Here is a 26,578-nt window from a genome sequence, read left to right as displayed (position 1 = left end):
CGCGGTCCGGGATTTCCGGCACTCTCGTCACGAACCGTCACACCCCGGGCGGGGTGGCTGCTCCGCTGTCGTCGGCAGGCCCCGTCACGGGCGTGTGCAGGGCGGCCGGGTCCGGCCATCAGGCCTGGGCCGACGCGCTCCCACCGCGTGAGTCCTCGACCCGCGTGGTCCGGGCCCGCCGGAGCACTCGGCTCAGCGCCGCCAGCGCGGTGGCGGTTCCGACTCCGAGGGGAACGAGCGGCCAGTACGCGATGGTGTTCCCGAAAGCCGCACACCCCAGGAGCACGAAGCACGCCACCACCGCGACGAGGAACCCGAACGCCCAGGGGGCGGCCCGCTCTCGCCGCTCCAGCCGTCCCCGGCCGTCGAGGCCGACCAGGTACGCGGCGGCGGCCAGGGCGAGAGCCATCAGATAACCCGCGATCAGCGGGTAGAGCACGAACAGTGCCAAGTCCCGTCCTTCGGGGTGCCAACCGAGCCACACGTCACGTCCGTCGATCTCCACGACCCGCCCGTGCCACAGGCCCGCCCGGACCCGCTGCCCCTCCTGGAAACCGTTCGCGGAATCGTCCGGGACGCCGTTCACCGTCTTCGTCCCGTCGCCGACGCGCAGTTCGATCGTGTACTTCGTGGTGACGGTCCAGTCGCCGCTGCCGCCGTCCTGGCCTCCGCCGTCCCTCCCGCTCGTCGTACGGGACGTCAGCTTCGTGATGGTGGCCCCGACCGTGTGCAGCGTCCCGTTCGACCGCGCGTGCGCGACGCCCGTCTCCTCGTAGGTACGCATCGCGAGCAGCAGGACCAAGGCGGCCATCGCCAAGCGGAACGCCCAGCGCAGCACGGGGCCTCGCACCGCTCCGGGCCACCTCGTGCCCGGCCTCGTCCCCGACGTCGTGCCACCGGTCTGCTCCTGCGTCATCGAACTCCCCCACCTTCCGGTCGGAAACAGACGAAAGCCGCCCCACCGGATCACACGCCGCACAGCCGTCCATGGTTGCGGTCGACCATCCGGCCGTGACCACGTCACGGACAGCAGATGCCCCAGGCCGCCGACCCGGTGCGTGAGGGATTCGGGATCGACCGCTCCGCGTCGCACGAACGCGTGGACGACACCGACGTGCGGCTGGAATCGTTCCCCACCCGTACGGTCACGTTTCCCCATGGAGACGGCGGTTGCGAGTGGGTACCCGAGGGCAGCAGAGGCCCGACGTCACCTCTTCCGACCGTTCACATGGGCAGCGGGTCGACCGGCGGCCACGGGTAGCCCAGTTGCTCGGCATCGTGCGAACCTCCCCAGACCTCGGCGGCGGCACGGGGATCGCCCGCGGTCAGCCGCGCTTCGAGGTATTCGGCCTGGTCCGACGGATCGTCCGCGGAGATCGGGAGGATCATCCCGAACTGGAGCCAGGGCTGATCCGCATCGGCCCAGTCGCGGGGGTGCATCAGGACGACGTGGAGCGGACATCGTGGGGCGTCGCAATGGCATGCAGCGGCCCGTCCGGGCCCAACAGGTACCGGGGCGCTGCTCCCTTGTACGAGGGGCCTCCCCCGCCACCGGGGAACACGTCGGCCAGAAGATCCCGGCCATCGACGATCGGGCGGACCTCCACGCCGCCCTCCTCGGGCGGTGGGCACACGACACTCAAACCGAGAAGGGCCGGTTCCATGGTCATCGGCCAATGGTCGCGGACCCGGCCGCGGTTTGCACGTGAATTCGCGTGGCCTCCGCTCAGGACGGCGGTCGGGCCGCTTCTGGTCCGCTGTCGGCCGACGTACAGGGATACTGCGGTGATGCTGCTGACATGGATCGCCGAGGTGGCGGACGAGCCCTTGGTGCTGGAGCCGGACGACCCGCGCGCGGAGGCGGAGGTCAACACCTGGTCGCTGAGCGCGGGGGCCGAGGACAGGCGTTCGCTGTCCGTCCCCGAGGTGGTGTCGGCCTTCGAGCAAACCGCTGCCGCCATCCGGGAACGCATTCGAGAACTGGGCTCTCCCGAGACGGCGACGTTCTACGTGTGGCACGACGAACAGACCGGACAGCTCCGGTGCTCGACGAGTTCCCTGCCGGTGGAAGCGTTGCCGTTCAGCGCCGTCTACGCGGCCTCCGACGATCTCGCTCCGGTCATCGAGGAGTTCCTGACCGACAGCGAGCCGGGCGTCGTCACCTGGCCGGAACTGGACGACGTACGGAACCACTCGGAACAGCCCGGGGCCGCACCGGAGACCACGCCCCTCCACGTCTGGGTCAGCAGCGTCGGAACCTCACCCTGACCCGGGCAGGACGGCTCCCGCCATGGACACTGCTTCCCTCCGGTCACTCGTGTGCCGGTGGGTGGCCTGTCGTGCGCGGTGTCGGCGTCGGGCGCCGTCCGACGGCCCGGCAAGGTCGCGTCGATCGCGCGGGGCGGCGCCTCAGGCACCCTGTCGGCGTGCGGGGCGGCGGGTGTGTACTGGGGACTTGCTGCATCGAGGGGGAAGCATGCCGCGAACGCCGGATCCGGGAGCACTCGAGCCCGCGCGCGAGGAGGAACCCTGGCTGAACAGTCGTGAGGTCGCCGAGCTGTGGCCGGTGCGTGAGGAGTGGCTGCCGGGCGCCGCCGGTCGTGCGGAGGTCCGCGTCCGCCGGTTCGGCGGGGAGAGCCGGGGCACGTACGGGGCGGCGCCGACCTACTACCACTATCACCCCGGGGATGCGCGGCGGGCCGCGACGGCCATCACCGAAGGCCGCGTCGACATCCCGTCGGTCTGGCGCACCGACACCCCCGACGGCCGACGGGCGGAGTACTGGGGCAGATTCCGGTTCCGGCTCACCTGCGCGGTCGCCCTGGTCTGGCTTCTCCTCTGCCTGGGGCTGGCGATCTACGCCGTCGCGTCCTGAGCCCTGAGCCGATAGGCGGCGGGTCCAGGTCGCCAGGCGGACGGCGGCGTTCCCCTCCGCCTGCTCACGTCGGCCGAGGCGCACCCTGCGTCCTGGGTGTCCGACTCGCCCGCGTGCCGGTGAAGACCCCGTCCCGGGCCGGGCCCGGTACTCAGCCGGCCCGGCCGGCCGGCCGCAGCGGGCAGCCGGTGCCGACGCGCTCTTCGAGGTCGGCCCGCAGGGCGGCGAGCTCGGCCATGCGCGCGTCGATGACCGCGATCTTCTCCTTCAACAGTGCGGACAGCGCCTCGGCGTCGTCCGGCGCGTCACGCAGTTCCTCGCCGTGCCGTGCGATCTCGGCCAGCGAGAAGCCGAGCGCTTGCGCGGTGCGGACGTACTGCAGCCAGCCGACCGTCTCCGGCGAGAAGTCGCGATAGCCGTTGGCCAGCCGCCGGCCGGTGACGAGGCCGATCTTCTCGTAGAAGCGAATGGTGTCCTTGGTCGTACCCGCTTGCGCGGCCAGCTCCCCGATACGCATGACCCTCCACCGGACTGCGACTTGACCTTGGACAGTACTCCACTGTCTACCGTGAGGCGTCGCTGCCGTGAGACCAGCAGGAGCCTCGTGTGATCCGTCCTTTCGCCCCCTCCCGCCGCGCCTATCTTCGACTCGTCCGCGTGAGCGCGTGGTACGACCTCGTCGTCACGGCGGGATTCGCCACGCCGTGGACCTACGCGCTGCTGCACGACGTGCTGTCGTCACTGGGTGACACGTTCGGGCTGGGCGTTCTGCCCGCCCTCGACCCGATGCAGACCCTGTACGCGAATCTGATGGGCTCGGTCGTGGTCGTCTGGGCACTCCTGCGGATCGTCAGGCCGCTGCCGGTGCACGGACTGCTCGACGGTGTCGCGCGCACGCTGTTCGCCACCTGGCAGGCGTACGCGCTGACCCACGGTGCCACGCGGCTGCTGTGGCTCTTCTTCGTCGTCGAGGCGGCGTTCGGCGTCGTCCAGCTTCTGCCGTGGTGGCGGCGGGCTTGGCGCACCGACCTCGTGGACGGCCTCGCCGGCGAAGCCTGGGCGAGCGAGAGCCACGCTGGACTCAGCCCGGGGTCCGGCCGGACGGCTCCTTGAGCGTGCGGCTGATCCGGCTGATCCGGCGTCATCTCCTGACGCACAGACGACACCCCGCTCCCCCTCCTCGCCTTCACCCTCGAGCACGCCGCCGGGCGAGAGTTCGCAGACTTTTCCGTTGCGGAAAGCAGAATTTTATGGCTCCGACGGCGGTCCGTTAGCGTCAGATTCATGGATTGGAATTTTCGGTCGGCCGGAGAATTAGCGACCGCATTGCGCGCCGGTGAGGTGTCCTCGGTGGAATTGACCGAGGCGGCGATCGCCGGGATCGAGCGGGACGAGGGGGTGGTCAACGCGATCTGCGTCCCTGACTTCGATCGCGCCCGGGCGGCTGCGCGTCATGCCGACCAGGAATTCGGCCGGGGCGAGGATCGGCCGCTTCTGGGCATTCCGGTGACGGTCAAGGAGTCCTACAACATGGCCGGGATGCCGACGACCTGGGGCATGCCGCAGTACCGGGACTTCGTACCGGCCGAGGATGCGGTACAGGTGTCGCGGCTCAAAGCCGCCGGCGCGGTCGTGCTCGGTAAGACCAATGTGCCGTTGGGGCTGCACGATCTGCAGAGCTTCAACGAGATCTACGGCACCACCAACAACCCTTGGGATCACGGCCGTACGCCGGGCGGGTCCTCCGGAGGATCAGCGGCGGCCCTGGCGGCTGGATTCGGCGCGTTGTCCATCGGCTCCGACATCGGCGGTTCGCTGCGTGCCCCCGCGCATTTCTGCGGTGTCTACGCGCACAAGCCGACACTCGGGCTGGCGGCGAACCGCGGCATGGTCCCGCCGACCATGCAGGCATTGCCGGTCGACTTCGATCTCGCCGTCGTCGGCCCGATGGCGCGCACCGCCCGCGACCTCGCGCTCCTGCTCGACGTCATGGCCGGGCCGGACCCGCTGACGCTCGGCGTGGCGCACGACTTGGCCCTGCCGCCCGCACGCCACCAGCGGCTGAGCGACTTCCGGGTCCTGGTCCTCGACGAGCATCCGTTCATTCCGACCGGGTCCGCCGTGCGGGCCGGCGTGAACCGGGTGGCCGACGCCCTCGTCGACGGCGGCGCCCACGTCGAACGGCACAGTCCGCTGCTGCCCGACCTGGCCGAAGCCGCGACGATCTACACGCAGTTGCTGTTCTCGGGCTCCGTCGCGCGTTTTCCCGCCGACGCGTACGAACAGCTGCGGACCCGCGCAGCCGGACTGAGCGCGGACGACCGGAGTCTCGGCGCGGCGCGGCTGCGCGGGATGGTGTTCAGCCACCGCGACTGGACCCGGGCGAACGACCGTCGCGAGCTCCACCGTCACCGCTGGCGGCAGCTCTTCGCCGAGTTCGACGCCGTGGTGTGCCCGATCACACCGACTCCCGCGTTCCCGCACGACCACAACCCCGATCTGCTGGAACGCCGGATCGACATCGACGGCGTCGAGTACCCGTACCTCGACCAGCTCGTCTGGGCCGGCCTGGCCACCATGCCCGGCCTGCCCTCCACCGCGATACCCGCGGGCCGGTCCTCCGAGGGCCTGCCGGTGGGAGTGCAGCTCATCGGTCCGACGTTCGAGGACCGCACCACACTGCGGCTGGCCGACCTGCTCGAACAGCGGATCGGCGGCTTCCAGGCACCGAAGTGACGCGTCGTACCGGGTTCCCGTCGAGGACGAGGCACGGCGGCCGTCGCGGCCCGTGTCCACGGCGCAACGGATTCATCACCCGGACGACGCTCCCCGCCGACGGCGGCACCCGGTTCGACGGATCTCGGCCCTGGCACCACCGCCGCGCCGACGCCCTCCGCCCGCTGCCCTCGGCGTCCGCTCTCTCCCGCTCCCGAATGTGGCTTGCAAGCTTACCGTCCGGCAAGTAATTTACTTGACGACAGGTAAGTGGAGCGTGCATCGAACTCCGCTTCGGCTCGCTGTGTACGAGCCGCGCCTGGGGCAGGATCCCCTCATTCTCCGCGCTCCCGACGCCCGCATGCCTTGCGGACGGCGGGAGCGCGTCGGTGTGGGCTGCTCCCAGCTGTTGCAGTGACCGTTCGAAGAGAGGCAGTGCCATGGAGTCGACAGCAGCGAAGCCCGCCCCGGAAGCGGAGGCACCACCGGGGTTCACCCACCGCGAGATCATGATGACCATGGGCGGCCTGGTCATCGCGATGCTGCTGGCCATGCTCGACAACATGATCGTCGCCCCGGCGCTGCCCACCATCGTGGGTGACCTGGGCGGGCTCAACCACCTCGCCTGGGTGACCACGGGCTACATCCTGGCGTCGACCGCCGCCACGCCCATATGGGGCAAGCTCGGCGACCTCCTCGGCCGCCGGATGACCTTCCTCTCCTCCATCGTCATCTTCCTCATCGGCTCGGTGCTCTGCGGCATGTCGCAGAACATGGGCGAGCTGATCGGCTTCCGTGCCCTCCAGGGCCTCGGCGCCGGCGGCCTGATGGTCGGCGTGATGGCGGTCATGGCCGAGATCGTGCCGCCGCGGGAGCGGGGCAAGTACCAGGGCGTGCTGATGGCCGTCATGCCGGTCGCCATGATCGGCGGCCCGCTGGCCGGCGGCTTCATCACCGACCACCTCACCTGGCGCTGGGCCTTCTACGTCAACCTGCCGCTGGGCGTCGCCGCCCTGCTGGTGTGCTGGTTCACGCTGGCCAAGCTGTCCCGCGGCACCGGCAAGGCCCGTATCGACTGGACCGGCGCGGCCCTGCTCACCACCTGGATCACCACCCTCGTCCTGATCACCAGCTGGGGCGGCAACGAGTACGACTGGAACTCGGTCACCATCATCGGCCTGGCCGTGGCGACCGTGCTCGCCTTCGTCGCCTTCGTGATCGTCGAGCGCCGCGCCGCCGAACCGATCATGCCGCTGTCCGTCTTCGCCAACCGCAACTTCTCGCTCTCCGGTGCCCTCAGCTTCATCGTCGGCTTCGCCATGTTCGGCGGGGTGACCTTCCTGCCGCAGTTCCAGCAGTTCGTCCAGGGCTCCTCCGCGACCAACAGCGGCCTGCTGCTGATGCCGATGATGCTCTCGTCGATGGTCGTCTCGATGGCGGGCGGCGCCCTGATCAGCCGCACCGGCCGCTACCGCGCCCTGCCCATCGCCGGCACGATCCTGATGGCCGCCGGCCTGGCGCTGTTCGCCACCATGGACGTCGACACCACCCGCACCACCACATCGCTGTACATGGTGGTGCTCGGCGCGGGCATGGGCTGCCTGATGCAGAGCACCATGCTCATCGCCCAGAACAACGCGCCGCTGCGCAACATGGGCGCCGCCACCGGCGCCGCGACCTTCCTGCGCAACATGGGCGGCTCGGTCGGTGTCTCCCTGCTGGGCTCGGTCTACGCCACCACCCTCACCGACACCGTCACCTCCCGCATGGGTACGGCGGCCGGGGCGGACGGCGGCCGGTTCGAGGTGGCCCAGATGACGCCGCAGGCCCTCAAGAGCCTGCCGGAGAAGGCGCAGCAGGTGTTCCAGCAGGCCGTCACCGACGGCGTCGTCCAGGTCTTCGCCTGGGGCGCGGCCGTGGCCGCCGTCGGACTGCTGGTCGCCGTCTTCATCCGCCACGTCCCGCTGCGCGGCTTCGACTCCGCCGCCAAGCCCGAGACGGCCCCCGAGGACGCCGCTCAGGACACCTCGACCGCTGCCGTCGGCTGATCCGCTCCACGACCGAAGCCGCCCGGGGCGATCCGTTACGGATCGCCCCGGGCGGCTTCGGTCGTCCGCGTCTCCTGCCGCGACCGCACGGCGATGCGCTCCGGCTCGGGGACCGAGGCCGAAACGGACGGACGCCGCACCGGCGCATCCTCACCCCGTCCCGAGGGCCGGGACGTCTTCAGAAGACACCGGTGATCCGGGCGGCCACCGGCAGGTGGTCACTGCCGGTGGCCGGCAGGGTACGGATGTGACCGACGGTCGCCGAGCGGGCCATGACCTGGTCGATCCGGGCCACGGGGAAGGCCGCGGGGAAGCTGAAGGCGAAGCCCCGCTCGGCCGTGTTCATCCGGGAGGTCAGCGGGGTCAGCCCGCGGTCGTCGACGGTACCGTTGAGATCGCCGAGCAGCAGGACCTTCTTCAGTTTCTCCACGGCGACGGCCTCGCCCAACAGTCCGGCGCTCTCGTCCCGCCACGAGGAGGCGAAACCGCTCGCCCGGAAACGGACCGAGGGCAGGTGCGCGACGTACACCGCGACATCACCCCGGGGTGTGTGAACGACCGCGCGCAGCGCACGACTCCAGCTCTCCGTGATCTGCCGAGGTCTTATGTCCACCTGCCGGGCACCGCTCAGCGGATGCTTCGACCACAGCCCGACGGTGCCCCGGACCACGTGGTACGGATAGTCCGGGCCGAGAGCCTGCGCGTACACCGCCGACGCCGGAGGCACAAGCTCCTCCAGCGCGATCAGGTCAGGTCCGGCACCGGCCAGAACACGGGCCGTACCCACCGGATCGGTGTTCTCGTCGCTGACGTTGTGCTGCACCACCACCAGGTCGTGCGAGCCGTGCTCCGCCTCGAGCAGCCCCCCGAAGAGAGAGGTCCAAGCCGCCACCGGCAGCAGCAGCACCACCAGCGCGACCGCCGAGCGGCGCAGCACGGCCACGACGAACAGCACCACGACCACCAGGCCCAGCCACGGAAGGAAAGCCTCCAGCAGACTGCCCAGGTGCCCCACGGAGTTGGGCACCGCCCGGTGGAAGACCATCAGTCCGGCCGCCGGCACCGCGAGCACAGCGGGCACCCGCCCCCGCCCCCAGACCTGCCCGGACCACAGGTCCCGCCTCCCGCCCTCGCCCTCGCCCTCGCCCTCGCCCTCAGCCCACGCCCCGGTCCGGCACCGCATCCACCGGGCAACTGCCGCCCCTGGCTCCACATGGCCTCCCCTCTTCCCGCCCCCGCCGCCCAAGACGGATCACCGGATGAAAACGGTTCCGCCGGTCTCGCTCCACGACAAGGAGCCCGCCCAGGGCGAGCACCCCAGCGCGGCCGCTCGACGTGACCGCGCTCTTCCCGCTGCCGGATGATCCGGACGGCAGTCCTAGCGGGTTCCGCCGAGGGACTCCAGGGCCGCGATGACGTCGGCGGGTTCGGCGCGGGCGGTGTAGTCGGTGTCGACGAAGGCCCAGCGGATCACGCCGTTCCGGTCGATGACGTAAGTGGCGGGCAGCGGCAGTGTGCGAGGGTGGCCGTCGTTGACGCGCTGGAGGTCGAAGCCGAGCTTGTCGTAGACGGCGGCAAGGTCGTCGGAGAGGTCGAACGCGAGGCCGTACCGCTCGGCCGTGTCGGAGCCGAGGTCGCTGAGGACTTCGAAGGCCAGACCGTGCTTCTCGGTGAGGGTGAGCGACTCGTCGGGAATCTGCGGGGAGACGGCGACCAGGCGGGCGCCACGCGCGGTGATGTCGGTGTGGTGCCGCTGGAGGGCACGCAGGGCGAGGTTGCAGTACGGGCACCAGGCGCCGCGGTAGAAGGTGAGGACGACGGGGCCCTCGGCGAGCAGGTCGTCCAGGGTCACCACGGCGCCGGTCGCGGAGGGCAGGGTGAACCGCGGGGCGGGCTCGCCGACGGTGCGGGCGCGGCCCGCCTGCCCGGAGTCGGCGAGCTCCCGGGCCGCCCGGTCCATGACCCGGCGCATCTCGGCGGGGATGTGCCGGTCCCGGGTTTCGTCGAGCGCGCGCAGTTCGGTGGTGAGGTCGGTCATCGGGGTTTCTCCTCGTCTGCGAAACGGGCTACCTGGAACGACCGTTTCAAGATAGCGGCGGCCTCCACCCCGCACCAGGTATCTTGGAATTATTGTTTCAAGTTGATGGGGTGACACATGCCGGACATCAAGCACTTCGATCCGGACACGGTGCTGGACACGGTGGTACGGCTGTTCTGGCGGCAGGGCATGGCCACGACCGGGATCCAGGACATCGTCACCGCGACCGGTCTCAACCGTTCCAGCCTGTACGCCACGTTCGGCGGCAAGCAGGAGCTCTACCTCGCCGCGCTGCACCGCTACCGGGAGCAGTGGTCCCGACCGGCGTTCCGTGGACTCGCCGAGGACGACCGGGGGCTGCCCGCCGTCGCGGAGTTCTTCGACTCGCTGATCGGGGTCCGGTGCTCGGGCGAGTACGCGCGCTGGGGCTGCATGATCTCCAACGCGCAGGCCGGCGCGGAGAACGGCGACCCCGACGTCCGCGCCTTCCTCGACCAGCATCACGAGGAACTGCGGGAAGCCCTGCGTGCGGTGCTCGTCGTCGCCGGTGCCGAGGGCCAGCTGGCTCCCGGCACCGACCCGGCCACGGCGGCCGACCTGCTGGCGCTGCTCGCCTACGGCGTCAACCTGCGTTCCCGCGCGGGCGCCGAAGCCGGTTCACTGAGCGCCACGGTGGCCGCCGCGCTGCGGTCACTCGGCAGCGGTACGACCGACTGACCCCGCGCCGCTCGAGCGCCTGCCGCGCAACGCGACGAGCCGGCACTCATGACGGGTGCCGGCCGGGTCGCGTCTGATCGAATGATCTCCGCGAGGCCTCGCCGTGCGGGGCCGGAGGAGGGGCCATGGGGATCGAGCTGGAACTGCGCTCCGGGCGACCGACGCGAAAGCGGTCGTCCCGGAACACCTTGCTGCGGGGCTCCTACGAACACGGTGAAGCGTCGGCGAGGGCGCTGAGCACCCTCGACCTGCATGGCCCCGGCAAGCTCGGCCGGGTGGATCCGTACGGCGACACGCTGTTCGGCGAACAGGCAGCTCAGGTCGCCCGTCAGGAAGCCGTCGCCCTGGCACGGGGATGCACCGACGACCGGCAGGAGGCGGCTCTGCTCGACCTTGCCGAGCTCCTCGAGGCGTGCGCAGCGACACCGGGCAGCTACTTGTGGTCCGTGGGCGACTGGCCACGGCCGAGCACTGGTCTTGTGGCCGGCCGGGGAAGTCCGCGCTGTGGCGACCCGGGGACTCCTGGCCGGGAATGCCCCGCCCGCCGGAAAGGGCCGCACCGGGATGCCGCCGCCGTCCGGACTCCTCAGGACCGGAGGGCCTTCTTCCGAGCCGCCGCGCGGGCCTTGCTCCAGACCTCCGGAAGCTGTCGTTCCCGGACGGTGGCCGCGGCTTCCTCCTGGCCGTACAAGATGCCCCATGTGAAGCCGGGCTCCCCCGCCGCGTGGGCGGAGACCGCGAGTCGCCGCAGGGCGTCACGCGTCACCACACTGTCGTGCTGGGCTCCGCTCACCCGCTGCACGGCTTTGACGCGCTTGCCGAGGCGCCGTGCGGGCTTGCCCAGGACCGGGCGGGCCGCCTCCGCCGCGTAGCGGAGCCTCTTGGCGGCCTTGCGGGCGTCGTGGATCGCGGTGTCCCGTTCCGGGCCCGGCGCCGTGGCGAGTGCCGGCTCCATGCGCCCGGCGAGGCGGCGGTACTCCTTCCGGAGCACCTTGCCGAAGACTTTCTCGGGCTTGGCGGCCGCCTTGGAGGGGCGCAACGGCGGCGCCTCCGTGAGGGACTTCAGGCCGTTCAGCAGGTTCAGGTAGCGGGGCGACGCGAGCGCATCGAGGGTGCGGCGGCGGGCCTCGGTCCGCCGCGCCACGTCCCAGGCCTTGAGCCGTGCCTCGACCGGGCCCAGGACCAGCTCGCCGGAGAGCTCCCGCACCTTCGAGGTGAGCCGGTCGCGAAGCACTTCGTGGTCGCGTTCCACGCCGAGCTCGTTGGCCAGCCACTTCAGATCGCGCCGGAGGGGGTCGGTGACCTCCCTGTCGAAGACGGAGCGGTAGGAACGCAGGCAGCCGCGCAGACGGCGTGTCGTGGTACGCATCCGGTGGACGGAGTCGGGCGTGTCGCGACGGACCGCGGGGTCGAGGTCCATGAGGGCGTCGACGAGCCGGTCCGTGTAGGCGAGCACATGCCGGCCGGCCGTCCCCGGGACGACGTCGGCGCGCGCATCAGGCGCGCGGTGCAGCAGGGACGTGGCTTCCGTCAGGGCGTGGGAGACCTTGGACGGGCTCTGTGACCGGTCGAGGCCGTGTTTCCGCAGCACCTTCTCGACGCTGTCCAGGAGGGCCGGGTCCCCGCCCTGGACGAGTTCGACCTCCATCTCCGTCCAGGTCATGCGTCCTTCGTCGTCGACGAGCGCCTCGGCGGACACCTCGTCCATGCTCAGCTCCGCCAGGACGTCGCCCTCCGCGTCGAGGAGATGATGCAGGGAGCGGCTGGAGCGGATCCGTACCACGGGCCGCAGTGCTGCGCCGCGGGTGCGGGAGAGCGTGAGACACCGCAGTTCCTCGGGGACGTCCTCCGACGACGTCAAGGAGGCCTGGATCTCCTCACGGCTGTCCCCCGGGAGCGGGAGCTTCAGGTGCCAGCCGGCATCGGTGCCGCCCGTCCTGCGCCGCAGGGACGCACGGGTGCGGGTCAGCCGCAGGTCGTCACTGTCGTAGTAGACGGCGTCCAGTTCCCGCGCTCCCTGGTCCGCCACGGAGGCGACGGGGCCCGCACCGGCCAGATCGGGCAGCCAGGAGGTGTCGGCCTCGGGGACCGCGTATTTGCGTTCTGTCTCACGCGTCGAACGAGCCATATCGATCGCGTAGACATATTCTCGGAGTTCAAACCCTTCGGTGACCAGTGGCGGATCTGGCGGATCTCGGGTGCTGCGAGTCGCCCGGTCACCCGCCGTCGATCCGGTGTCGCGGTCGGTCCGGTGCCGCCGTCGATCCGGTGCCGCGGTCCGCCGGCGAGCAGGTCGCTGACGCACCCGCTTCGTCGTGCCCGAGGGACACCGCGGTACATGGCCGTCCACGCACACTCGGACGTCACTCAGCGTGCACGGCCCATAAGTCGAGCGACGCCCCTCATCAGCAGGCCGGGGATCCACAGTGCCCAATTCACCGTTCGGCCATGGGCGTTGAACCGCACGGCCGCTACGGCCATTTCATCGGCGTACCGGGACAGTGGAGACGTGTCGAAGGCCGCCTCCGTCGTGGTGGTCCGGTGTTCCATCTGTTCCGCCCCGTCGGCCAGGGAAGCGAGCGCGATACCGACGAGCGCTCCGCGTCGGACGTCGCGGGATGCGGAGTGCGCCAGTTCATGTGCGAGGGCAGCGACCCTCTGCTGCGGTGCAAAAGTCAGCCAGAGGGGATAGCCGAGCACCAGTCGCCGTCTGCGTCGTACGCCGAAGGTGGTGACGCGTACGGAGAAATCCGTACTGACCTGTACGGCATCGAGACGTCGTGCGCCCACCGCGTCCGCCACATCGTCCAACAGCGCGTACAGGGCGGGCGCTTCTTCCCGCAGCAGCGTGGGCAGGTCCGGGTCGAGGCTGTCGAAACGGGGACGCAACAGGGCGGCGAACAGGATCAGCACCAGCCCGATCAGCGGCTGCACGACCGCCTTGAGATGAAGAACGAGCAGCAGACCGCAGATCAGTGAACTCGCCGTCAGGACGTGCAGGAGACAGGCGACGCCATAAGCGGCAGCCGTCGACAGACGCTCCCGGAACGGTATGCCGGGATCGCCCTCGGCAACCGCCCCTCGACCTGTCATGCCTCTCCCCGACCGTCGCCGAAAGCGGCATCCTCCTCCTCCCGCGAAACACTGCCAAGACGCGGGACCGTACGAGGAACGGAGTCGTCAGCGACAGCAGCGTCAGCGTGTCCACGCAGCACCGGATCCCGGGGCACGGTCCTGACCAGCTCCTGACCAGCGCACACGAACCGTCATACGGGTCCTGGTCCGTCGGTGCCGTCTTGTCACCCCCCGGGTTCTGGGGGATTCACCGAGCGCTCCGGCCAGGGCACGGTCCTGGGTGTGCTCCGGACGTCGGGGCACCGCCCGGCAGCGCATTGCCGGCAGTGATCAGGGGGAAAAGATGATGAAGAGTGTCGTGCGGCGTCGTGGCGCCATCGTCGCGGCGCTGAGCGCCGGCGCGCTGGCTCTGGCGACCGGCAACGCGTCCGCCGCGAACGCGTTGATCCACGTCACCTCGGGTGCCGGTGCGGGCGTCTACAACACCACGCACACCCGCTTCGGCAAGGTGGGGATCCCGGACCTGGGCTTCGGAGACGCGATCGTCGCCGACTGCTGGGACCGCGGCGACAACCTCAGCAACCACGGGAACGTCTGGTACCACACCGTGTCCGAGCGCTACACCGCCGGCACCGGCCAGGAGTTGTTCGTGACGGGGTGGACGTACGGGGCGTACGTGGACGGCAACGAAGCCTTCCACAGCGGGGACATCCCGGAGTGCTGACGCGATGAACCGGTCGCCCGGTCCGGGGCGCTCCAGGACCGGGCGACCTAATCGCTTGGCGCAAAGCGCCCCGGAAGACGTCGCCGTGCCCCGCGCACTCGGTTCAGACGTGCTGCATCCAGACATTGGGCTCCACATAGGTGCCCTGGTCGGCGGACCGGTCGACCCGCAGCAGGCTCAGCCCGCCCGGGATGACGTAGTCACCCGTCTCCGGGAACACCATGCCGGTCCACTGTTCCCACTCGGCGATCGTGCCGGTCATGGTCTGCGACCGGGGAGCCGCCGCGAGGATGCGGGCGCCCAGACGCTGGTGGGTGCGGATCCGTGGATCGAGGGCCGTGCCGTCCTCGCGGGTCCACCCCATGAACGTCTCGACCGACGCCAGCGGGTAGCGCGCCTTCGACGTCGGGCGCACCGGCGCGATGACCCGTGGCCATCCGGCGCCCTCGGCGAGCCCGCGCAGTGCGCCGAGCATCTCCCCGGCCAGGCCGCGTCCCTTGAGCGACGGTGTGACGATCGCTCCGCAGATCACCAGGGTGTCGGGGTCGACGCCTTGTTCCCGGCCCTCGACGGCGCGGATGATGGCCTGGGTGTAGCCGGTGGGGAGCGTTTCGGTCCGTCCGTCCCACCGGATCGGTACGCCCCAGCCGGACGCGACCGGCAGACCGCGCTCGTCCACCAGTGTGAGATCGAGGTCGGCGAACCACTTCCTGACCCTGCCGATGTACTGCTTGGCCGGCCGATCGGCTGTGATGAACTCCGGGAAACCCTCGCTGAAGAGTTCGCGCAGCTGCTCATCAGGCCAGGTGCGTGCGTCTGTTCGCTCAACGGTCAATTTCACGGGCCTGTTTATAGCGCACCCTCCACGGACCGGGCGAGGAAGATCCGCCCCACGGCTCGGGCGGAGTCGCCCCACGGCTCGGGCGGAGTCGTCCGATGATCCGTGATCGCGTTCCCGTTTTTCGGCGGATGCCGCATATGAGCCACGAAGTGCCGCCGGTCGGCCGACACGCCGAGAACCTTTGCCCGCCGAGATGCGCCGATCCACACTCCTCGCATGAATCCGGACGTGGAACTGGTCTCCCGCGCTCTTTCATCGGCAGCGGCGGAGGCCACGACGATCCCCGAACTGGGCAGGGTGATCTCGGAGCAGATCATGCCACTCGTACCGCACGACGGATACATGCTCAGAGGAGTCGATCCCCTCACGGGTGCCGCGTGTTTCCTGACCAAAGAACACGGCTACGGAGCGTCCTTCTACCGCGCGCTGGAAACCGCGGAGATCCTCGGACACGATCAGCACACCTTGGTCGGCATGATCAGAAGCGGCCGTCCCGTCGCGCTCCTCGAATCCGGCCCCCTGGGCGGACGGCACGGCTTCCGGCACCAAGAGATCATGAACGCGACCGAAGTCGGCGGCGAGCTGCGGGTCGCGCTGGCCACCGGGGGGAGGGCCTGGGGCCTGCTCGTGCTGCTGCGGGGAAGGGGCAGCAGACCTTTCTCGCCGGCCGACGCGGTCAACGCCGGACGGCTGTCCACCCTCTTGGCAGAAGCGTTGAAACAGTACGTCGCCGGTCGATTCCTGCGTCCCGTTCGCAGCGCTCCCCCGCCCGGCGTCGTGGTGATCGACAGCAGCGACACGATAAGAGCGGTGACCCGAACCGGCCGCGACTGGGTGCGCAAACTCGTACCCGACATCGAGACGGCCGACGAGGGGGAGATATTCGCGCACGTCTGGAACATAGCCCTCACGGCACGACAGCCGGGCCGGCAAGCGCTGAGCCGTATACCCGGCCCTGACGGGTGGATCGTGTTGCAGGCACAATTGCTCGACGAACCAGGTTCCGGCGGTGTCGCGGTGACCATCCAGTCCGCTTCCTCCGACGTCCTGCTGCCGGCCGCGGCCGTTCTGTACGGGATCACCTCGCGGGAGCAGGAGGTGATCAGGTGGGCTCTCGACGGTCTGGCCGTCAAACAGATCGCCCGCGCTCTGCGTCTTTCCCCGCACACCGTCAACGATCATTTCAAAGCGATCTACCGGAAGACCGGTGTCAACAGCCGTGAAGAACTTGTCTCCGGTCTTTCACGCTGATCCGGCCGTCGGTGGCTCCGGACAGACCCGTGCCGACGCGCCGCCAGGCCGGCGGACACTCCGCGGGTCCAGTCCTGATCCACCACGGGCCAGTCCTGACATGCCGTCAGCCTGTAGTGGTCACGTCGGCCGGTGCCCGAGGCGGTTCACTCGCCTCCCGGTTCCCGAAAGCCGGATACCCCGGCAGTGGAGCCACGTCCCAGCCTCCGGCGACCTCCCGCAACAGCGACCGCATCGTCTCCGCGAGCGCGGGAAGATCCTCCAGCCCGCTCGCCGTCTCCCAGCGGTGCCTCAGCACCTGGCGCCTCGTCGGGGCCGGGCGTCGAGTTCGATGGAGCGGCCCGTCCTCCACGGTGCGAGGCAGCAGCCTCACCGTCGCGTCCACGGTCCAGACCGCCACGGCCCGCCGCATGCCGGCCTGCCACACCGCGTCCTCGGCCAGCGCCGGGTACACACCGGCGACCTCCGCGCGATACGCCCGCTCGATCTGCGCGGCCGTCCCGGCCGGCAGCGTGAAGACGCACCAGCAGCTGGAGAACGGCATCCGGCAGTAGGCGGCCGTCAGGAACACCGACTGGTAGCAGGCCACCTCGAAGTCGATCAGACGCAGCCCCTCCGGGGTGAGCAGATTGTTGTCGGGACAGGTGTCACCCGGGGTGAAGGCTGGATACCCCTCCCCCTCCCCCTCCGCCGTCCCGATCCGGGCCAACTCCTCGGCAAGGCCCGGCGGGGCCGTGATTCCGGCATCGTCGAGCAGCGCGAGCAGGGCAGCGGAGTTCCGCGCGATCCACGGCTCGTCCTCCCAGGGCGGCATGCCCTTGTCGTACCGGGTCCACAGCCGCATGAGATCGGCGCGCCGGTGCACCGATTCGGCGGCCAGCCTCCCGAGCCCACGGGCCCACGCCAGCAGACCGTTTTCCGCGACGGCCGGATCGCTCCCGAGCAGAACGTCCGCCAGGGTGGGCGCGTTCCCGAGATCCGACATCACCAGCAAGGGGAACCCGGGGTCCACGCCCAGAAGTTCGGGTCCGGCGATCCCGAGCGAGAGCCCGGCGGCCTCGGCCGTGAAGCAGCGCAGGGAATCCGGTTCGCCGCTGAACGCCTTGACGATCACACTGCCACCGTCGGCCGTCCCGCAACGCAACACGGTGCTGCGCGAGCTGCCGCCCAGGTCGACCGGGTCGGACAGCTCGGTGTCCAGCAGTTCACCGGCGGCACGCAGGATCAACTCCACCGCGGCATTCTGTCACCGCCGTCCTGGACGCCGCAGGCCGACATCGGTCCGTCGGCCTGCGGTCTGCGCGAGCCGTGCCGTGCCGTCCCATGGCCGCTCCGGTGGAGGCGGCCGTGCCGACCGCGGTCCGCGGTGCGGCGGTGACGGCCGCTTCGGTCGGCGCGGCCGGGCACCGGGATCGCCAGGGGGCGGTCAGCGCATCGACGAGCCGGACGAACTCGGTGCGCTGCCGGCCGGTCACGGGCGTAGAGCGGCATCTGCATCTCGTCGGTGATCCGCTCCGCACGTTGCCACCGGGGGATCCGGGTCGCGTCGACAGGTTCTGGTTCCCGCCAGCCGTAGTGGGCCGCCCGCTCGACACCGAGGTTGATGACCATGGCTTCTCGGGCGCTCAGTCCGCACAGGCGCACCGCCGCCAGATGGCAGGCTCCCCGGTGTTCCCGCAGGACGTGCACGCGCTGCATGGCCGCGTCGGCCGGGTCGTCGTCGGGACAGGGTTGCGTGCGCCAGCCGGCGAACAGGGGCAGCGCGTCGGCATCGGCGGCATCGATCAACTGCTGTGCCAGGTGGTTGAAGCGCTCCAGGTCGACGTCGGCGGGGATGTGTGCGCGCCCCCATGCCCGGACGGCCTGCGCGTAGCAGGCCGCGGCCTCTTCCGCCACCGTCACCAGGATCGTGGCCCCCGCGCTCACCGCCCTCGGCTCGAGCCACCCACAACTCACCGTGACCTGCCACATCACCGATCAGGCGCAGCTACGCGAACTCGCCCTCGGTACCGTCGACGTGGTCCTGGGGCAGCGCTACCACCACCTGCCCGACGCGACGCCCCGGGGCATCGACGTCTCACCCCTGCTCGATCCGACCCCACCCGGAATCCGCGCGACCCCCGTCGCGGACCACCCGATCCGACGCCTCCTGTTCGCCGCGACCCGTCACACCGAGAACGAGAACCCGACGATCACCACCGTCGTCGCGGCACTGCGGACAGCCGCTCGCGAAAGGCGAACCGTCTGCCCGCCTCCGGCCCAGGAGTGACCCGTCGCCCTCCGGTTCTCCCGGCCCCGCAGCACCACGAGCGTCAGCCGGCCTCTCGGGGGCGAGCGGTGCGGATCCGCTCCCAGAGGTCGGCCAGGTGCGCGTGCAGGACCTCCTCGGCCTCCTCCCCGGTCAAGTGGCCCACGAGCACATGGGTGGTGAGGCCGTCGGCGAGGGCGAGCAGAGCACGGGCCTCGCGCCGCGGGTCGGGCGGCGCGGCGCCCTCGTCGGCCGAGTCACTCCCGGTGGCCTCCGTGACGAGGCGGACGAAGAGGTCCTGGAGGGCCGCGTAGCTGGTTCTCAGCGGGCCGCCGAGCACCTCGCTGACGGCGGCCCGAGCGACGAACGCGAGCCAGATCCGTGCTTCGGCGCGCTGTTCTTCGCGGAGCAGGGCGATCTCGTCGGCCGCGTGGCCCAGGGCGGTGGCGGCCGACCGGTCCGGGCTCGACGCCAGACGGGTCCTCACCCGTTCGGTGATGCGTTCGCCGACGTGGTCGACGGCGAAAAGAAGCATCTCCTCCTTGTTGCGGAAGCAGCGCTGGACAGCGCCCAGGGAGACCTGCGCGCGGGCGGCGACGTCGCGCATGCTCACCCCCTCCGGCCCGTGTTCGTCGGCGAGGAGGCAGACGGCCTCGGCGATCCGGCGGCGTCGGCTTTCGTAGTCCACCTGTCTGGGCATGTCCGGTCGACCTCCTTGTTCCGATACGATCGTATCGCTTCCGGGTTATGGTTTCGGGCACGAGCACTTCGGCGTACGGACGGGAAGCACGATGATCAGGCAGAACGCCCTGTGGGCCATGACGGCCGCCGCCCAGGCGGAGGCCGTCCGAAGCGGAGAGGCATCGGCGGCCGAACTGGTCGACAGCCACCTGGAACGCATCGCCGAGGTCAACCCGCAGGTCAACGCGGTCACGCAACTGATGGCCGAGCAGGCCCGCGAGGCCGCGGCCCGCACGGACCGGCGGCGGGCCGCCGGCGAGGACCTCGGACCGCTGGCCGGCGTGCCGTTCACGGTGAAGGAGTCCACCGCTGTCGAAGGCGTGCCCACCACGCTCGGAACGGCACGCTTCCGCGACCTGGTGGCCGCGGCCGACGCGCCCCCGGTGGCCCGCCTCCGTGCGGCGGGAGCCGTACCGATCGGCCACAGCAACATGCCCACCCTGATCCTGGCCGGGATGCACACCCGCAGCGAGTTGTTCGGCGACACCGTCAACCCGTGGGACCGGAGCCGGACCCCGGGCGGCAGCAGCGGGGGCGACGGAGTGGCCGTCGCCACCGGCATGGCCGCGCTCGGACTCGGCAACGATTCCGGCGGATCGGTACGGATCCCGGCCTCGTTCTGCGGCGTGGCGGGACTGAAGCCGACCACCGGGCGGTTCCCCGCCGACCACCGCGTCCTCGGCCCGGACGACCCGGGGCCGGCCTCCCAGATGCTGGTCACCGACGGCCCCCTGGCCCGTACGGTCGCCGACCTGCGACTGGCGTACGAGGCGCTGGCCGGGACCGACCCGCGGGACCCGCGGGCCGTGCCGGTGCCCCTCTACGGCGAGCCGCTGCCGGGCCCGGTCAAGGTCGCGGTCGTGGCCGACCCCGGCGGCCACGGTGTCCATCCCGCGGTCGCCGCGGCCGTGACGGCCGCGGCCGACGCGCTGCGCGACGCCGGGTACGACGTGCGGGAGATCGCGGACGTTCCGCGGCTGGACGAGGCGCTCGAGGCGTACGGCCGGATCACCGTGACCGAGTTCGCGCCGACCTGGCCGGTGGTGCGGAAACTGCTCGGCGAAGGCGGAGACCGCTACATCCGGATGGCCATGGAGAAGACTCCTCCCGCGAACGCCGCGGAGCTCACGGGACTGATGGGGACCTGGCTCGGCATCCGCCGCTCCTGGGCGGAGTTCCTCGACGAGTTCCCGCTGCTGCTCGGACCGGTGTTCACCGAGCCGCCCGTAGAACCGGGACTGGAGTCGCGCGACGAGGCGGGACGGGAGCGGGTCGCCGAGGGCATGCGCCTGTGCACGGTGACCAGCTTCGTGGGCGTTCCCGCCGTCGCCGTGCCGACCGGGGTCAGCGACGGGCTGCCGTCCGGCGTGCAGATCGTCGGGCGCGCGTTCCGGGAGGACATGTGCCTGGCCGCCGCCCAGGCGATCGAGGACCGCCTCGGCGTGCTCGCACCGGTCGACCCTCGCCCGGAGGCCCCGGCCGCCACGCGGTAGGCGGTGCCGCGACAGCGGGCAGGGGACGACCGGGAGCCGGCCGGGTTCCTGGCGCACGTCCCGGGGCTCGAGGCCGGGACCGCCACCGCGTGGCCCGGTTCAGCGGGGATGCCGGGGCCGTCGGGCAGGCCGCGAGGGTTACCTCCGCTCGGACGTTCGGTCAGACTCGGCTCATGGGAGACGGACTCCGGTGGTCGCTGGACGACGAGTGGGACTGGCAGGTGCTGTGCGCACGGGCCCATGACGCGTCGCTGCGCGGTACGGACTCATGGGTGCCTCCTGTCGAGGAGGAGCTGGTGCCGGCCGCACGGGCGAGCGCGTTGAGCCAGTGGTATCCGTCGACCAGCCACAACTACCTGCGGTTCGCGGACGGTCCGCCGCCCTGGGGGCCCGGAGGGCGCGACGACTCGGGGTTTCTGCCGGGTTGTCTCTCCTTCGCGAAGGAGGGGGCGGACGGCGGCGCCGTCTTCCGGGTCTGGAGCGGGTTCCTGCTACAGACCCCTGATCCCGTGCTCGTGCCGGCCACCACGGAGGCGGCGGTCGCTGTCGAAGCGCTGGTGAAAGTACTGGCCGTCGACAGCCGTGACCCTGGGAGGAGTTGAGAATCCGTGTGTGCGGCCGGGTCCTCGTGGGGCGTCGAACGACTCCGCTCGCGAGGTGCCGGCGGAGTCGGCCCGACCGGGGTCAGGAGCGCAGGTAGGCGAGGACGGCCAGGACCCTGCGGTGGGTCTCGTCCGTCGGAGGCAGGTCCAGCTTGGTGAGGATGTTGCCGATGTGTTTGCCGACCGCCGCTTCGGAGACCACCAGTTCCCTGGCGATCGCGCCGTTGGACCTGCCCTCGGCGACCAGGGCCAGCACCTCCCGTTCGCGCGGGGTGAGCCGCTCCAGCGGATCGCGGCGGCGGCGCAGCAACTGGCGCACCACCTCGGGATCGATCACCGTCCCGCCGTCCGCCACCTCGTGCAGCGCTTCCACGAACTCCTCGACCTGGCCCACCCGGTCCTTGAGCAGATAGCCGACGCCCGATCCGTCGCCGGAGTCCAGGAGTTCGGCGGCGTACATCCGTTGTACGTACTGGCTGAGGACCAGAACCGGGAGTGCCGGGCGCTTCTCGCGCAGCCGCACCGCCGCGTGCAGGCCCTCGTCCTGGAAAGCGGGCGGCATCCGTACGTCCGTCACCACGATGTCGGGCGCGTGCTCCTCGACCGCGGCGATCAGTGCCCGCGCGTCCCCGACGGCCGACACCACCTCGTGGCCGCAGCGGTCGAGCAGGCCGACGAGTCCTTCCCTCAACAGCACGCTGTCCTCGGCGAGGACTACGCGCAGCGATCGGTCGGCTCGGTCAACTCGCAAGGAAACTCCACACGCAACAGCGTCGGTCCGTCCGGCGGACTGGTCAGGACAAGTCTGCCATCCAGGACCGACACCCGATCCGCGAGACCGACGAGACCGCTGCCCGCCGAGGGGTCCGCGCCGCCTCGGCCGTCGTCGCGCACCTCGAGGAACAGACGCCCGTCGCGATGACCGCCGCTCACCCGCGCGCGGTCGGCCCCACTGTGTCTGGCGACGTTGGCGAGCGCCTCGCAGACCACGAAGTACGCCGCGGACTCGACCGCCCGGGCCGGCCGGCCCGGCAGTTCCAGGTCGACGTCGACGGGGATCACGCAGCGGTCGGCGGCGTCGGCGACCGCTGCTCGAAGGCCGTAGTCCGTGAGGACCTTGGGGTGGATGCCGTGAATGAGTTCGCGCAGCTCCGCGAGCGCCTTGCCGGCCTCCTCGTGGGCCTTGGCGAGCTGTTCGGCGAGCGGGCCGGACGGGGCGTCGAGGCGGGCCAGCGCGAGGATCATGGTCAGGGCCACGAGGCGTTGTTGGGCACCGTCGTGCAGATCACGCTCGATACGGCGCCGTTCCGCCTCGAAGGCGTCCACCAACCGGGCCCGGGAGCGGGCCAGTTCGACCACCTCGGCGCCGAGTTCGCCCTCGCGGGAGGCGATCAGCAGCCGGGCCAGCCCGGCGCGGGCGCCCGCCGCGGTGGCCAGCACGTAAGCACCCGCACCCATCAGGAGCACACCCAGTACGGCGACGCCGAACGCGGTCGGCCATGTGGTGACCGTCCACTGCTTGAGCACCTTCGCCTCGTGGCCGTCTCCGACCGTGGCCATCGACAGCGGAGTGGCGACCAGGGAGACCGGGAAGAGCAGGGCGACCGTGACCACCAGGGCGTCGACCGGCCAGAGCACCCCGGCGAACAGCAGCGCGTACCCGAGCTCCCGCCAGGTCGCCTGTTCACGCAGCCGGGTGGTCAGCCAGGCCCGCAGCCCCGGCGCGGCCGGCACCTGGTGCCGGCCGGACACCGGGGTGCGGTCGATCAGACGCAGCCTGCGCCGCTCCGCCCAGGCCACCGGGATCCCCCCGAGAGCGACCACCACGAGCAGGGGCAGCCCCACCAGGACGACGGCGAGCACACCGCAGACCGCCGCCAGCGTCACGAGCCCCACCAGAGTGGCGACGCCGGTCACCGCGCCGGTGAGCAGGTACGCGGCGGAGCGCAAGGGCCAGGCCGACAGCAGGAAGCCCGGCCGGGACATGGCCTGCCACACGTTTCGAGGGTGCATGCGCATGACCGTAAGCGGCCGCATCGGTCGATGGCCATCGGCCCGGTGCCCGCATCGGGGTATGCCTGGCCCTACCCCAGGTCTCGGTCCCGCCGTACTGCGTCACCAGGGGGTCACACGGTTTCGTGGGACGTGGAAGCACCCACGAGCCGAGGGAGCAGGTACCGGTGGGAAGACACATGACCGAGGACGCGGTCCGATTGCGCTCCGTGACGCGGCGCCACGGCTCGGGCGGTACGTCCGTCACCGCCCTGGACGAGGTCTCCCTCGCCTTCCCGAGGGGGACCTTCACCGCCGTGATGGGCCCGTCCGGGTCCGGTAAGTCGACCCTGTTGCAGTGCGCCGCGGGCCTGGACCGGCCCACGTCGGGCTCGGTCACCCTGGGCGGCACGGAGCTGACCGGGCTGAGCGAGACCCGGCTGACCCTGCTGCGCCGGGAGCGCGTCGGCTTCGTGTTCCAGGCGTTCAACCTGCTGCCTTCGTTGACCGCCGAGCAGAACGTGGCCCTGCCGCTGCGCCTGGCCGGCCGCCGCCCGGAGAAGGCCCAGGTGCGCGAGGCGCTCGAACAGGTCGGGCTCGGCGACCGCGCGCGGCACCGCCCGGCGGAGATGTCCGGCGGCCAGCAGCAGCGGGTCGCCCTGGCCCGTGCCCTGGTCACCCGTCCCGAAGTGCTGTTCGGCGACGAGCCGACCGGTGCGCTCGACTCGCGGACCGGCCGCGAGGTGCTGACCCTGCTGCGCGGCATGGCCGACCGGGACGGCCGGACGGTCGTCATGGTCACCCACGACCCCGTCGCCGCCTCCCACGCCGACCGCGTCGTCTTCCTCGTCGACGGCCGTGTCGACGGCGAGGTGACCGGCTCCCCCGCCGAGGACATCGCGGCGCGCATGGCCAGGCTCGAGGCGGCGCCGTGCTGAGCACCGCGCTGCGCACCCTGCGCACCCGCTGGGTCACCTTCGTCGGCAGTTTCGTCGCCCTCTGCCTGGGCGTGGCACTGATCGCCGTGATGGGGCTGGTCCTGGCGTCCTCACGGGACGCACCCGGCCGGGTGCCGGAGCGGTTCGCCGCCGCGCCGGTCGTCGTCAAGGGACAGGACACCCTCGAGGTGCCCACCCCGATCGGTGTCCGCTCCCAGAAGCTCGCGCGGCCGCGTGCCGTGCCCGACGACACGGTCGCGAAGCTGCGCGGTCTCGGGACCGTCGTCGAGGACCGGTCGTTCGCCGTGCGGGCCGAGGGCGGGCCCGCCGATCTGGTGGGCCATCCCTGGTCCACGGCGGCCTTCGCGCCGTACGAACTCGGCACGGGACGCGCGCCCGAGGCCGCGGACGAGGTCGTCGTCAGCGGTGACTGGGCCCGTGCGGGCACCCGGGTGCGGACCGGCGGCGGCACGGTGCGCGTCGTCGGCACCGTGGCCGGACTCGGCTTCGAGGACGCCGTGTTCTACACCGACGCCCGCGCCGCCGAACTGTCGCCGCGCAGCCTCCAGCTCGTGGTCGACGCCGACGCGGCGACCGTGCGCGAGGCGCTGCGCGGCAGCGAGGGCGTCCAGGTCCTCACCGGGGACGCACGCCGGTACGCCGACGCCGATCCGGACCGGGACGGTGAGGCCCTCACCGCGATGAACGCCATGTTCGGCACGGCCGGCGGTGTCACCGGGTTCGTGTCGGTGTTCGTGGTGGCCTCGACCTTCGCGTTCGCGGTGGCCCAGCGGCGCCGCGAGTTCGGGCTGCTGCGCACCGCCGGGGCGACCCCGGGGCAGCTTCGCCGCATGGTTCTCCTCGAGGCGCTCGTGCTCGGTGTGCTCGCCTCGGCCGCCGGTTGTGTGCTCGGTTCCCACGGGGCTCCGAGGCTCGTCGAATGGGCGGTCGACGAGGGCCTCGCACCCCGCTGGTTCACCGTCGGCGACCACGTCTGGCCCTACCACCTGGCGTTCTGGACGGGCCTGTCCGTGGCCCTGTGCGGGGTGCTGGCCGCGTCCTGGCGGGCAGGGCGCACCGGTCCCGCCGAGGCACTGCGCGAGGCGTCCGTCGACACCCGGCCGATGACACGGGGCCGCCGGCTGTTCGGCACGGCCCTGCTGATCGCCGCCGTGGTGATGCCGGTCCTGGACCTGGTGACGGACCCGGGGAACCTGCTGCAACGCAAGACCTATGTGAGCCGGCCGATGCTGCTGATCACCGCGGTCGCGCTGCTCGCGCCGGTGCTGGTGCGGCCGTCGGCCCGGCTGGTCGCCTGGCTGCCGGCCCGACTGCCCGGCGCCTGCGGGATGCTGGTGCGGGAGAACGCCGCCACCGCGATACGCCGTACCGCCGCCGTCGCGGCGCCCGTGCTGGTCACCGTCGCCCTGGCGGGTTCGCTGCTCGGCGCCGACGCCGTCCTCGACGAGGCGAGGGCCACCGAGGTGCGCGAGCGGACGACCGCCGACTTCGTGGTCACCGCGGCGGGCGGCGCCGGCTTCGACGGGGCGACGCTGCGGCGGCTTCGGGCCGTGTCCGGTACCGAGGTCTCGGCGAGCTCGTCGAGCGCCGTGTACGTCCTGGAGGACGGCGTGGCGCTCGTCAGGTCCGACGCCAGGGCCGTCGAGCCGGGACCGCTCGCGGCAACGACCCGGCTCCCGCTCGCCGCGGGGAGGGTGAACGGCCTGGACGACGACTCGATCATCGTCAACGAGGAGTGGGAGAAGCACACCGTGGGCGAGCGGGTGGACGTGTGGCTCGGCGACGGTACGAGGAGATCCCTGAGGATCGCCGCGGTCATGACCGTCGGCACCGGTGACAACGGCGTCTACGTCACCCCGCGCAACGCTCCCGCGGCGCCCGTCGACCGGGTCGACGTACGCCTCGAGGACGGTGCCGACCCTGCCGCCGCGGCCGCCGGTCTGCGTCGGGCGGTCCGGGCGTCGGGCGGGGAGGTCCTCACCGGGGACGCCTGGGTGCGGGCGGCGTACCCCGAGACCGACCGGACGACCCGGGCGGGCTTCTTCCTGGTCCTCGGGATCGCCCTCCTCTACACCGGCATCTCGCTGGCCGGCACGATGGTCATGGCGACCTCCGACCGGGTCCGCGAGCTGGCCGTGCTCAGGCTGGCCGGCGCCACCCGGTGGCAGGTGCTGCGACTGGTGGGCGCCGAGGCGCTGATGGTGGTCGTGGTCGGCGGGCTGCTGGGAACGCTCGTCGCCGTGCTCGACCTGGCGGGCA

General features: G+C 71.3%; 26 protein-coding genes. 13 read left to right on the top strand and 13 right to left on the bottom strand.

Going from position 1 to position 26,578, the window contains the following annotated elements:
- Positions 1-118: 118 nt before the first annotated feature.
- Together CW362_RS24245 and CW362_RS44730 are read right to left on the bottom strand one after the other, a co-directional pair.
- The gene (locus tag CW362_RS24245) at positions 119-916 is read right to left on the bottom strand and encodes a hypothetical protein (protein WP_162684197.1); all 798 of its coding nucleotides are present in this window, start codon (positions 914-916) and stop codon (positions 119-121) included.
- Positions 917-1,224: 308 nt separating this feature from the next.
- On the bottom strand, positions 1,225-1,440 hold the full coding sequence (locus CW362_RS44730; RefSeq protein ID WP_240658000.1) for a hypothetical protein: 216 nt from the start codon (positions 1,438-1,440) through the stop codon (positions 1,225-1,227).
- Between the two features lie 348 nt (positions 1,441-1,788).
- On the opposite strand from CW362_RS44730, the gene CW362_RS24235 reads away from it, so the two are divergent.
- Positions 1,789-2,268: a hypothetical protein gene (locus CW362_RS24235; RefSeq protein WP_103551637.1), complete on the top strand. Its 480-nt coding sequence runs from the start codon at positions 1,789-1,791 to the stop codon at positions 2,266-2,268.
- Between the two features lie 208 nt (positions 2,269-2,476).
- Positions 2,477-2,875: a hypothetical protein gene (locus CW362_RS24230; RefSeq protein ID WP_103551636.1), complete on the top strand. Its 399-nt coding sequence runs from the start codon at positions 2,477-2,479 to the stop codon at positions 2,873-2,875.
- Between the two features lie 151 nt (positions 2,876-3,026).
- On the opposite strand, the gene CW362_RS24225 is transcribed toward CW362_RS24230, so the two are convergent.
- Positions 3,027-3,392: a MerR family transcriptional regulator gene (locus CW362_RS24225; protein ID WP_103551635.1), complete on the bottom strand. Its 366-nt coding sequence runs from the start codon at positions 3,390-3,392 to the stop codon at positions 3,027-3,029.
- A gap of 89 nt (positions 3,393-3,481) precedes the next feature.
- On the opposite strand from CW362_RS24225, the gene CW362_RS24220 reads away from it, so the two are divergent.
- From CW362_RS24220 to CW362_RS24210, 3 genes are all read left to right on the top strand, one after another.
- Positions 3,482-3,988 carry a hypothetical protein gene (locus CW362_RS24220; RefSeq protein WP_103551634.1) on the top strand — a complete coding sequence of 169 codons (507 nt, stop codon included), beginning with the start codon at positions 3,482-3,484 and terminating at the stop codon, positions 3,986-3,988.
- A gap of 171 nt (positions 3,989-4,159) precedes the next feature.
- Positions 4,160-5,611, top strand: coding sequence for an amidase (locus tag CW362_RS24215; protein WP_103551633.1), 1,452 nt, complete (start codon positions 4,160-4,162; stop codon positions 5,609-5,611).
- 419 nt (positions 5,612-6,030) lie between these two features.
- Positions 6,031-7,638, top strand: coding sequence for an MDR family MFS transporter (locus CW362_RS24210; RefSeq protein WP_103551632.1), 1,608 nt, complete (start codon positions 6,031-6,033; stop codon positions 7,636-7,638).
- A 178-nt stretch (positions 7,639-7,816) separates the two neighbouring features.
- Here CW362_RS24210 and CW362_RS24205 read toward each other — a convergent pair whose 3' ends face one another.
- Positions 7,817-8,683: an endonuclease/exonuclease/phosphatase family protein gene (locus CW362_RS24205; protein ID WP_376451231.1), complete on the bottom strand. Its 867-nt coding sequence runs from the start codon at positions 8,681-8,683 to the stop codon at positions 7,817-7,819.
- 333 nt (positions 8,684-9,016) lie between these two features.
- On the bottom strand, positions 9,017-9,676 hold the full coding sequence (locus CW362_RS24200; protein ID WP_103551631.1) for a peroxiredoxin-like family protein: 660 nt from the start codon (positions 9,674-9,676) through the stop codon (positions 9,017-9,019).
- Positions 9,677-9,793: 117 nt separating this feature from the next.
- On the opposite strand from CW362_RS24200, the gene CW362_RS24195 reads away from it, so the two are divergent.
- Positions 9,794-10,393 (top strand): TetR/AcrR family transcriptional regulator, encoded by a 600-nt coding sequence (locus CW362_RS24195; protein WP_103551630.1) that lies wholly within the window; start codon positions 9,794-9,796, stop codon positions 10,391-10,393.
- Between the two features lie 586 nt (positions 10,394-10,979).
- On the opposite strand, the gene CW362_RS24185 is transcribed toward CW362_RS24195, so the two are convergent.
- Both CW362_RS24185 and CW362_RS24180 read right to left on the bottom strand, forming a co-directional pair.
- Complete coding sequence (locus CW362_RS24185) at positions 10,980-12,521, bottom strand: CYTH and CHAD domain-containing protein (RefSeq protein ID WP_103551629.1); 1,542 nt, start codon at positions 12,519-12,521, stop codon at positions 10,980-10,982.
- A gap of 239 nt (positions 12,522-12,760) precedes the next feature.
- Positions 12,761-13,486 (bottom strand): M48 family metallopeptidase, encoded by a 726-nt coding sequence (locus tag CW362_RS24180; protein WP_103551628.1) that lies wholly within the window; start codon positions 13,484-13,486, stop codon positions 12,761-12,763.
- Positions 13,487-13,811: 325 nt separating this feature from the next.
- Between CW362_RS24180 and CW362_RS24175 the strand changes: the two genes are divergently transcribed.
- On the top strand, positions 13,812-14,192 hold the full coding sequence (locus CW362_RS24175) for a hypothetical protein (protein ID WP_162684196.1): 381 nt from the start codon (positions 13,812-13,814) through the stop codon (positions 14,190-14,192).
- Between the two features lie 103 nt (positions 14,193-14,295).
- On the opposite strand, the gene CW362_RS24170 is transcribed toward CW362_RS24175, so the two are convergent.
- Positions 14,296-15,033 carry a hypothetical protein gene (locus CW362_RS24170; RefSeq protein WP_103551626.1) on the bottom strand — a complete coding sequence of 246 codons (738 nt, stop codon included), beginning with the start codon at positions 15,031-15,033 and terminating at the stop codon, positions 14,296-14,298.
- A 216-nt stretch (positions 15,034-15,249) separates the two neighbouring features.
- On the opposite strand from CW362_RS24170, the gene CW362_RS44725 reads away from it, so the two are divergent.
- Positions 15,250-16,284, top strand: a complete 1,035-nt coding sequence (locus CW362_RS44725; protein WP_103551625.1) for a helix-turn-helix transcriptional regulator — start codon at positions 15,250-15,252, stop codon at positions 16,282-16,284.
- Positions 16,285-16,390: 106 nt separating this feature from the next.
- On the opposite strand, the gene CW362_RS24160 is transcribed toward CW362_RS44725, so the two are convergent.
- Both CW362_RS24160 and CW362_RS24155 read right to left on the bottom strand, forming a co-directional pair.
- Entirely contained in the window at positions 16,391-17,518 is a 1,128-nt protein-coding gene (locus tag CW362_RS24160) for a hypothetical protein (RefSeq protein ID WP_103551624.1), read from the bottom strand.
- The gene (locus tag CW362_RS24155; RefSeq protein ID WP_162684195.1) at positions 17,509-18,180 is read right to left on the bottom strand and encodes a helix-turn-helix domain-containing protein; all 672 of its coding nucleotides are present in this window, start codon (positions 18,178-18,180) and stop codon (positions 17,509-17,511) included. Before CW362_RS24155 ends, CW362_RS24160 begins: the two co-directional genes overlap by 10 nt.
- 13 nt (positions 18,181-18,193) lie before the next feature.
- Between CW362_RS24155 and CW362_RS24150 the strand changes: the two genes are divergently transcribed.
- The gene (locus CW362_RS24150; protein ID WP_103551622.1) at positions 18,194-18,553 is read left to right on the top strand and encodes a hypothetical protein; all 360 of its coding nucleotides are present in this window, start codon (positions 18,194-18,196) and stop codon (positions 18,551-18,553) included.
- 43 nt (positions 18,554-18,596) lie between these two features.
- Here the strand turns inward: CW362_RS24150 and CW362_RS24145 are convergent, their stop codons facing one another.
- Positions 18,597-19,232: a TetR/AcrR family transcriptional regulator gene (locus CW362_RS24145; protein ID WP_103551621.1), complete on the bottom strand. Its 636-nt coding sequence runs from the start codon at positions 19,230-19,232 to the stop codon at positions 18,597-18,599.
- A 91-nt stretch (positions 19,233-19,323) separates the two neighbouring features.
- Here CW362_RS24145 and CW362_RS24140 point away from each other — a divergent pair, with 91 nt between their 5' ends.
- On the top strand, positions 19,324-20,766 hold the full coding sequence (locus CW362_RS24140) for an amidase (RefSeq protein WP_206301039.1): 1,443 nt from the start codon (positions 19,324-19,326) through the stop codon (positions 20,764-20,766).
- A gap of 173 nt (positions 20,767-20,939) precedes the next feature.
- Positions 20,940-21,368, top strand: coding sequence for a hypothetical protein (locus CW362_RS24135; protein WP_162684194.1), 429 nt, complete (start codon positions 20,940-20,942; stop codon positions 21,366-21,368).
- An 82-nt stretch (positions 21,369-21,450) separates the two neighbouring features.
- Here the strand turns inward: CW362_RS24135 and CW362_RS24130 are convergent, their stop codons facing one another.
- Positions 21,451-22,119: a response regulator gene (locus CW362_RS24130; RefSeq protein ID WP_103551619.1), complete on the bottom strand. Its 669-nt coding sequence runs from the start codon at positions 22,117-22,119 to the stop codon at positions 21,451-21,453.
- A complete protein-coding gene (locus CW362_RS24125) occupies positions 22,083-23,354 on the bottom strand; it encodes a sensor histidine kinase (protein WP_103551618.1) in 1,272 nt (423 codons plus the stop codon). Before CW362_RS24125 ends, CW362_RS24130 begins: the two co-directional genes overlap by 37 nt.
- Before the next feature lie 206 nt (positions 23,355-23,560).
- On the opposite strand from CW362_RS24125, the gene CW362_RS24120 reads away from it, so the two are divergent.
- Together CW362_RS24120 and CW362_RS24115 are read left to right on the top strand one after the other, a co-directional pair.
- Entirely contained in the window at positions 23,561-24,298 is a 738-nt protein-coding gene (locus CW362_RS24120; protein ID WP_103551617.1) for an ABC transporter ATP-binding protein, read from the top strand.
- The coding region (locus CW362_RS24115) for an ABC transporter permease (protein WP_103551616.1) at positions 24,292-26,578 on the top strand (2,287 nt) is incomplete at its 3' end. The genes CW362_RS24120 and CW362_RS24115, both read left to right, overlap by 7 nt.

Source organism: Streptomyces populi, from assembly GCF_002911015.1.
In the GTDB taxonomy this organism is placed as follows: domain Bacteria; phylum Actinomycetota; class Actinomycetes; order Streptomycetales; family Streptomycetaceae; genus Streptomyces; species Streptomyces populi.
This window is presented reverse-complemented; position numbering and strand designations above follow the sequence as displayed.

What these genes read in the sequence shown, in the direction of transcription:
- CW362_RS24245 (WP_162684197.1), bottom strand. Translation starts at nt 916, where the DNA reads ATGACGCAGGAGCAGACCGGTGGCACGACGTCGGGGACGAGGCCGGGC.
- CW362_RS44730 (WP_240658000.1), bottom strand. Translation starts at nt 1,440, where the DNA reads ATGCACCCCCGCGACTGGGCCGATGCGGATCAGCCCTGGCTCCAGTTC.
- CW362_RS24235 (WP_103551637.1), top strand. Translation starts at nt 1,789, where the DNA reads ATGCTGCTGACATGGATCGCCGAGGTGGCGGACGAGCCCTTGGTGCTG.
- CW362_RS24230 (WP_103551636.1), top strand. Translation starts at nt 2,477, where the DNA reads ATGCCGCGAACGCCGGATCCGGGAGCACTCGAGCCCGCGCGCGAGGAG.
- CW362_RS24225 (WP_103551635.1), bottom strand. Translation starts at nt 3,392, where the DNA reads ATGCGTATCGGGGAGCTGGCCGCGCAAGCGGGTACGACCAAGGACACC.
- CW362_RS24215 (WP_103551633.1), top strand. Translation starts at nt 4,160, where the DNA reads ATGGATTGGAATTTTCGGTCGGCCGGAGAATTAGCGACCGCATTGCGC.
- CW362_RS24210 (WP_103551632.1), top strand. Translation starts at nt 6,031, where the DNA reads ATGGAGTCGACAGCAGCGAAGCCCGCCCCGGAAGCGGAGGCACCACCG.
- CW362_RS24205 (WP_376451231.1), bottom strand. Translation starts at nt 8,683, where the DNA reads ATGGTCTTCCACCGGGCGGTGCCCAACTCCGTGGGGCACCTGGGCAGT.
- CW362_RS24200 (WP_103551631.1), bottom strand. Translation starts at nt 9,676, where the DNA reads ATGACCGACCTCACCACCGAACTGCGCGCGCTCGACGAAACCCGGGAC.
- CW362_RS24195 (WP_103551630.1), top strand. Translation starts at nt 9,794, where the DNA reads ATGCCGGACATCAAGCACTTCGATCCGGACACGGTGCTGGACACGGTG.
- CW362_RS24185 (WP_103551629.1), bottom strand. Translation starts at nt 12,521, where the DNA reads ATGGCTCGTTCGACGCGTGAGACAGAACGCAAATACGCGGTCCCCGAG.
- CW362_RS24180 (WP_103551628.1), bottom strand. Translation starts at nt 13,486, where the DNA reads ATGACAGGTCGAGGGGCGGTTGCCGAGGGCGATCCCGGCATACCGTTC.
- CW362_RS24175 (WP_162684196.1), top strand. Translation starts at nt 13,812, where the DNA reads ATGATGAAGAGTGTCGTGCGGCGTCGTGGCGCCATCGTCGCGGCGCTG.
- CW362_RS44725 (WP_103551625.1), top strand. Translation starts at nt 15,250, where the DNA reads ATGAATCCGGACGTGGAACTGGTCTCCCGCGCTCTTTCATCGGCAGCG.
- CW362_RS24145 (WP_103551621.1), bottom strand. Translation starts at nt 19,232, where the DNA reads ATGCCCAGACAGGTGGACTACGAAAGCCGACGCCGCCGGATCGCCGAG.
- CW362_RS24140 (WP_206301039.1), top strand. Translation starts at nt 19,324, where the DNA reads ATGATCAGGCAGAACGCCCTGTGGGCCATGACGGCCGCCGCCCAGGCG.
- CW362_RS24135 (WP_162684194.1), top strand. Translation starts at nt 20,940, where the DNA reads ATGGGAGACGGACTCCGGTGGTCGCTGGACGACGAGTGGGACTGGCAG.
- CW362_RS24125 (WP_103551618.1), bottom strand. Translation starts at nt 23,354, where the DNA reads ATGTCCCGGCCGGGCTTCCTGCTGTCGGCCTGGCCCTTGCGCTCCGCC.
- CW362_RS24120 (WP_103551617.1), top strand. Translation starts at nt 23,561, where the DNA reads ATGACCGAGGACGCGGTCCGATTGCGCTCCGTGACGCGGCGCCACGGC.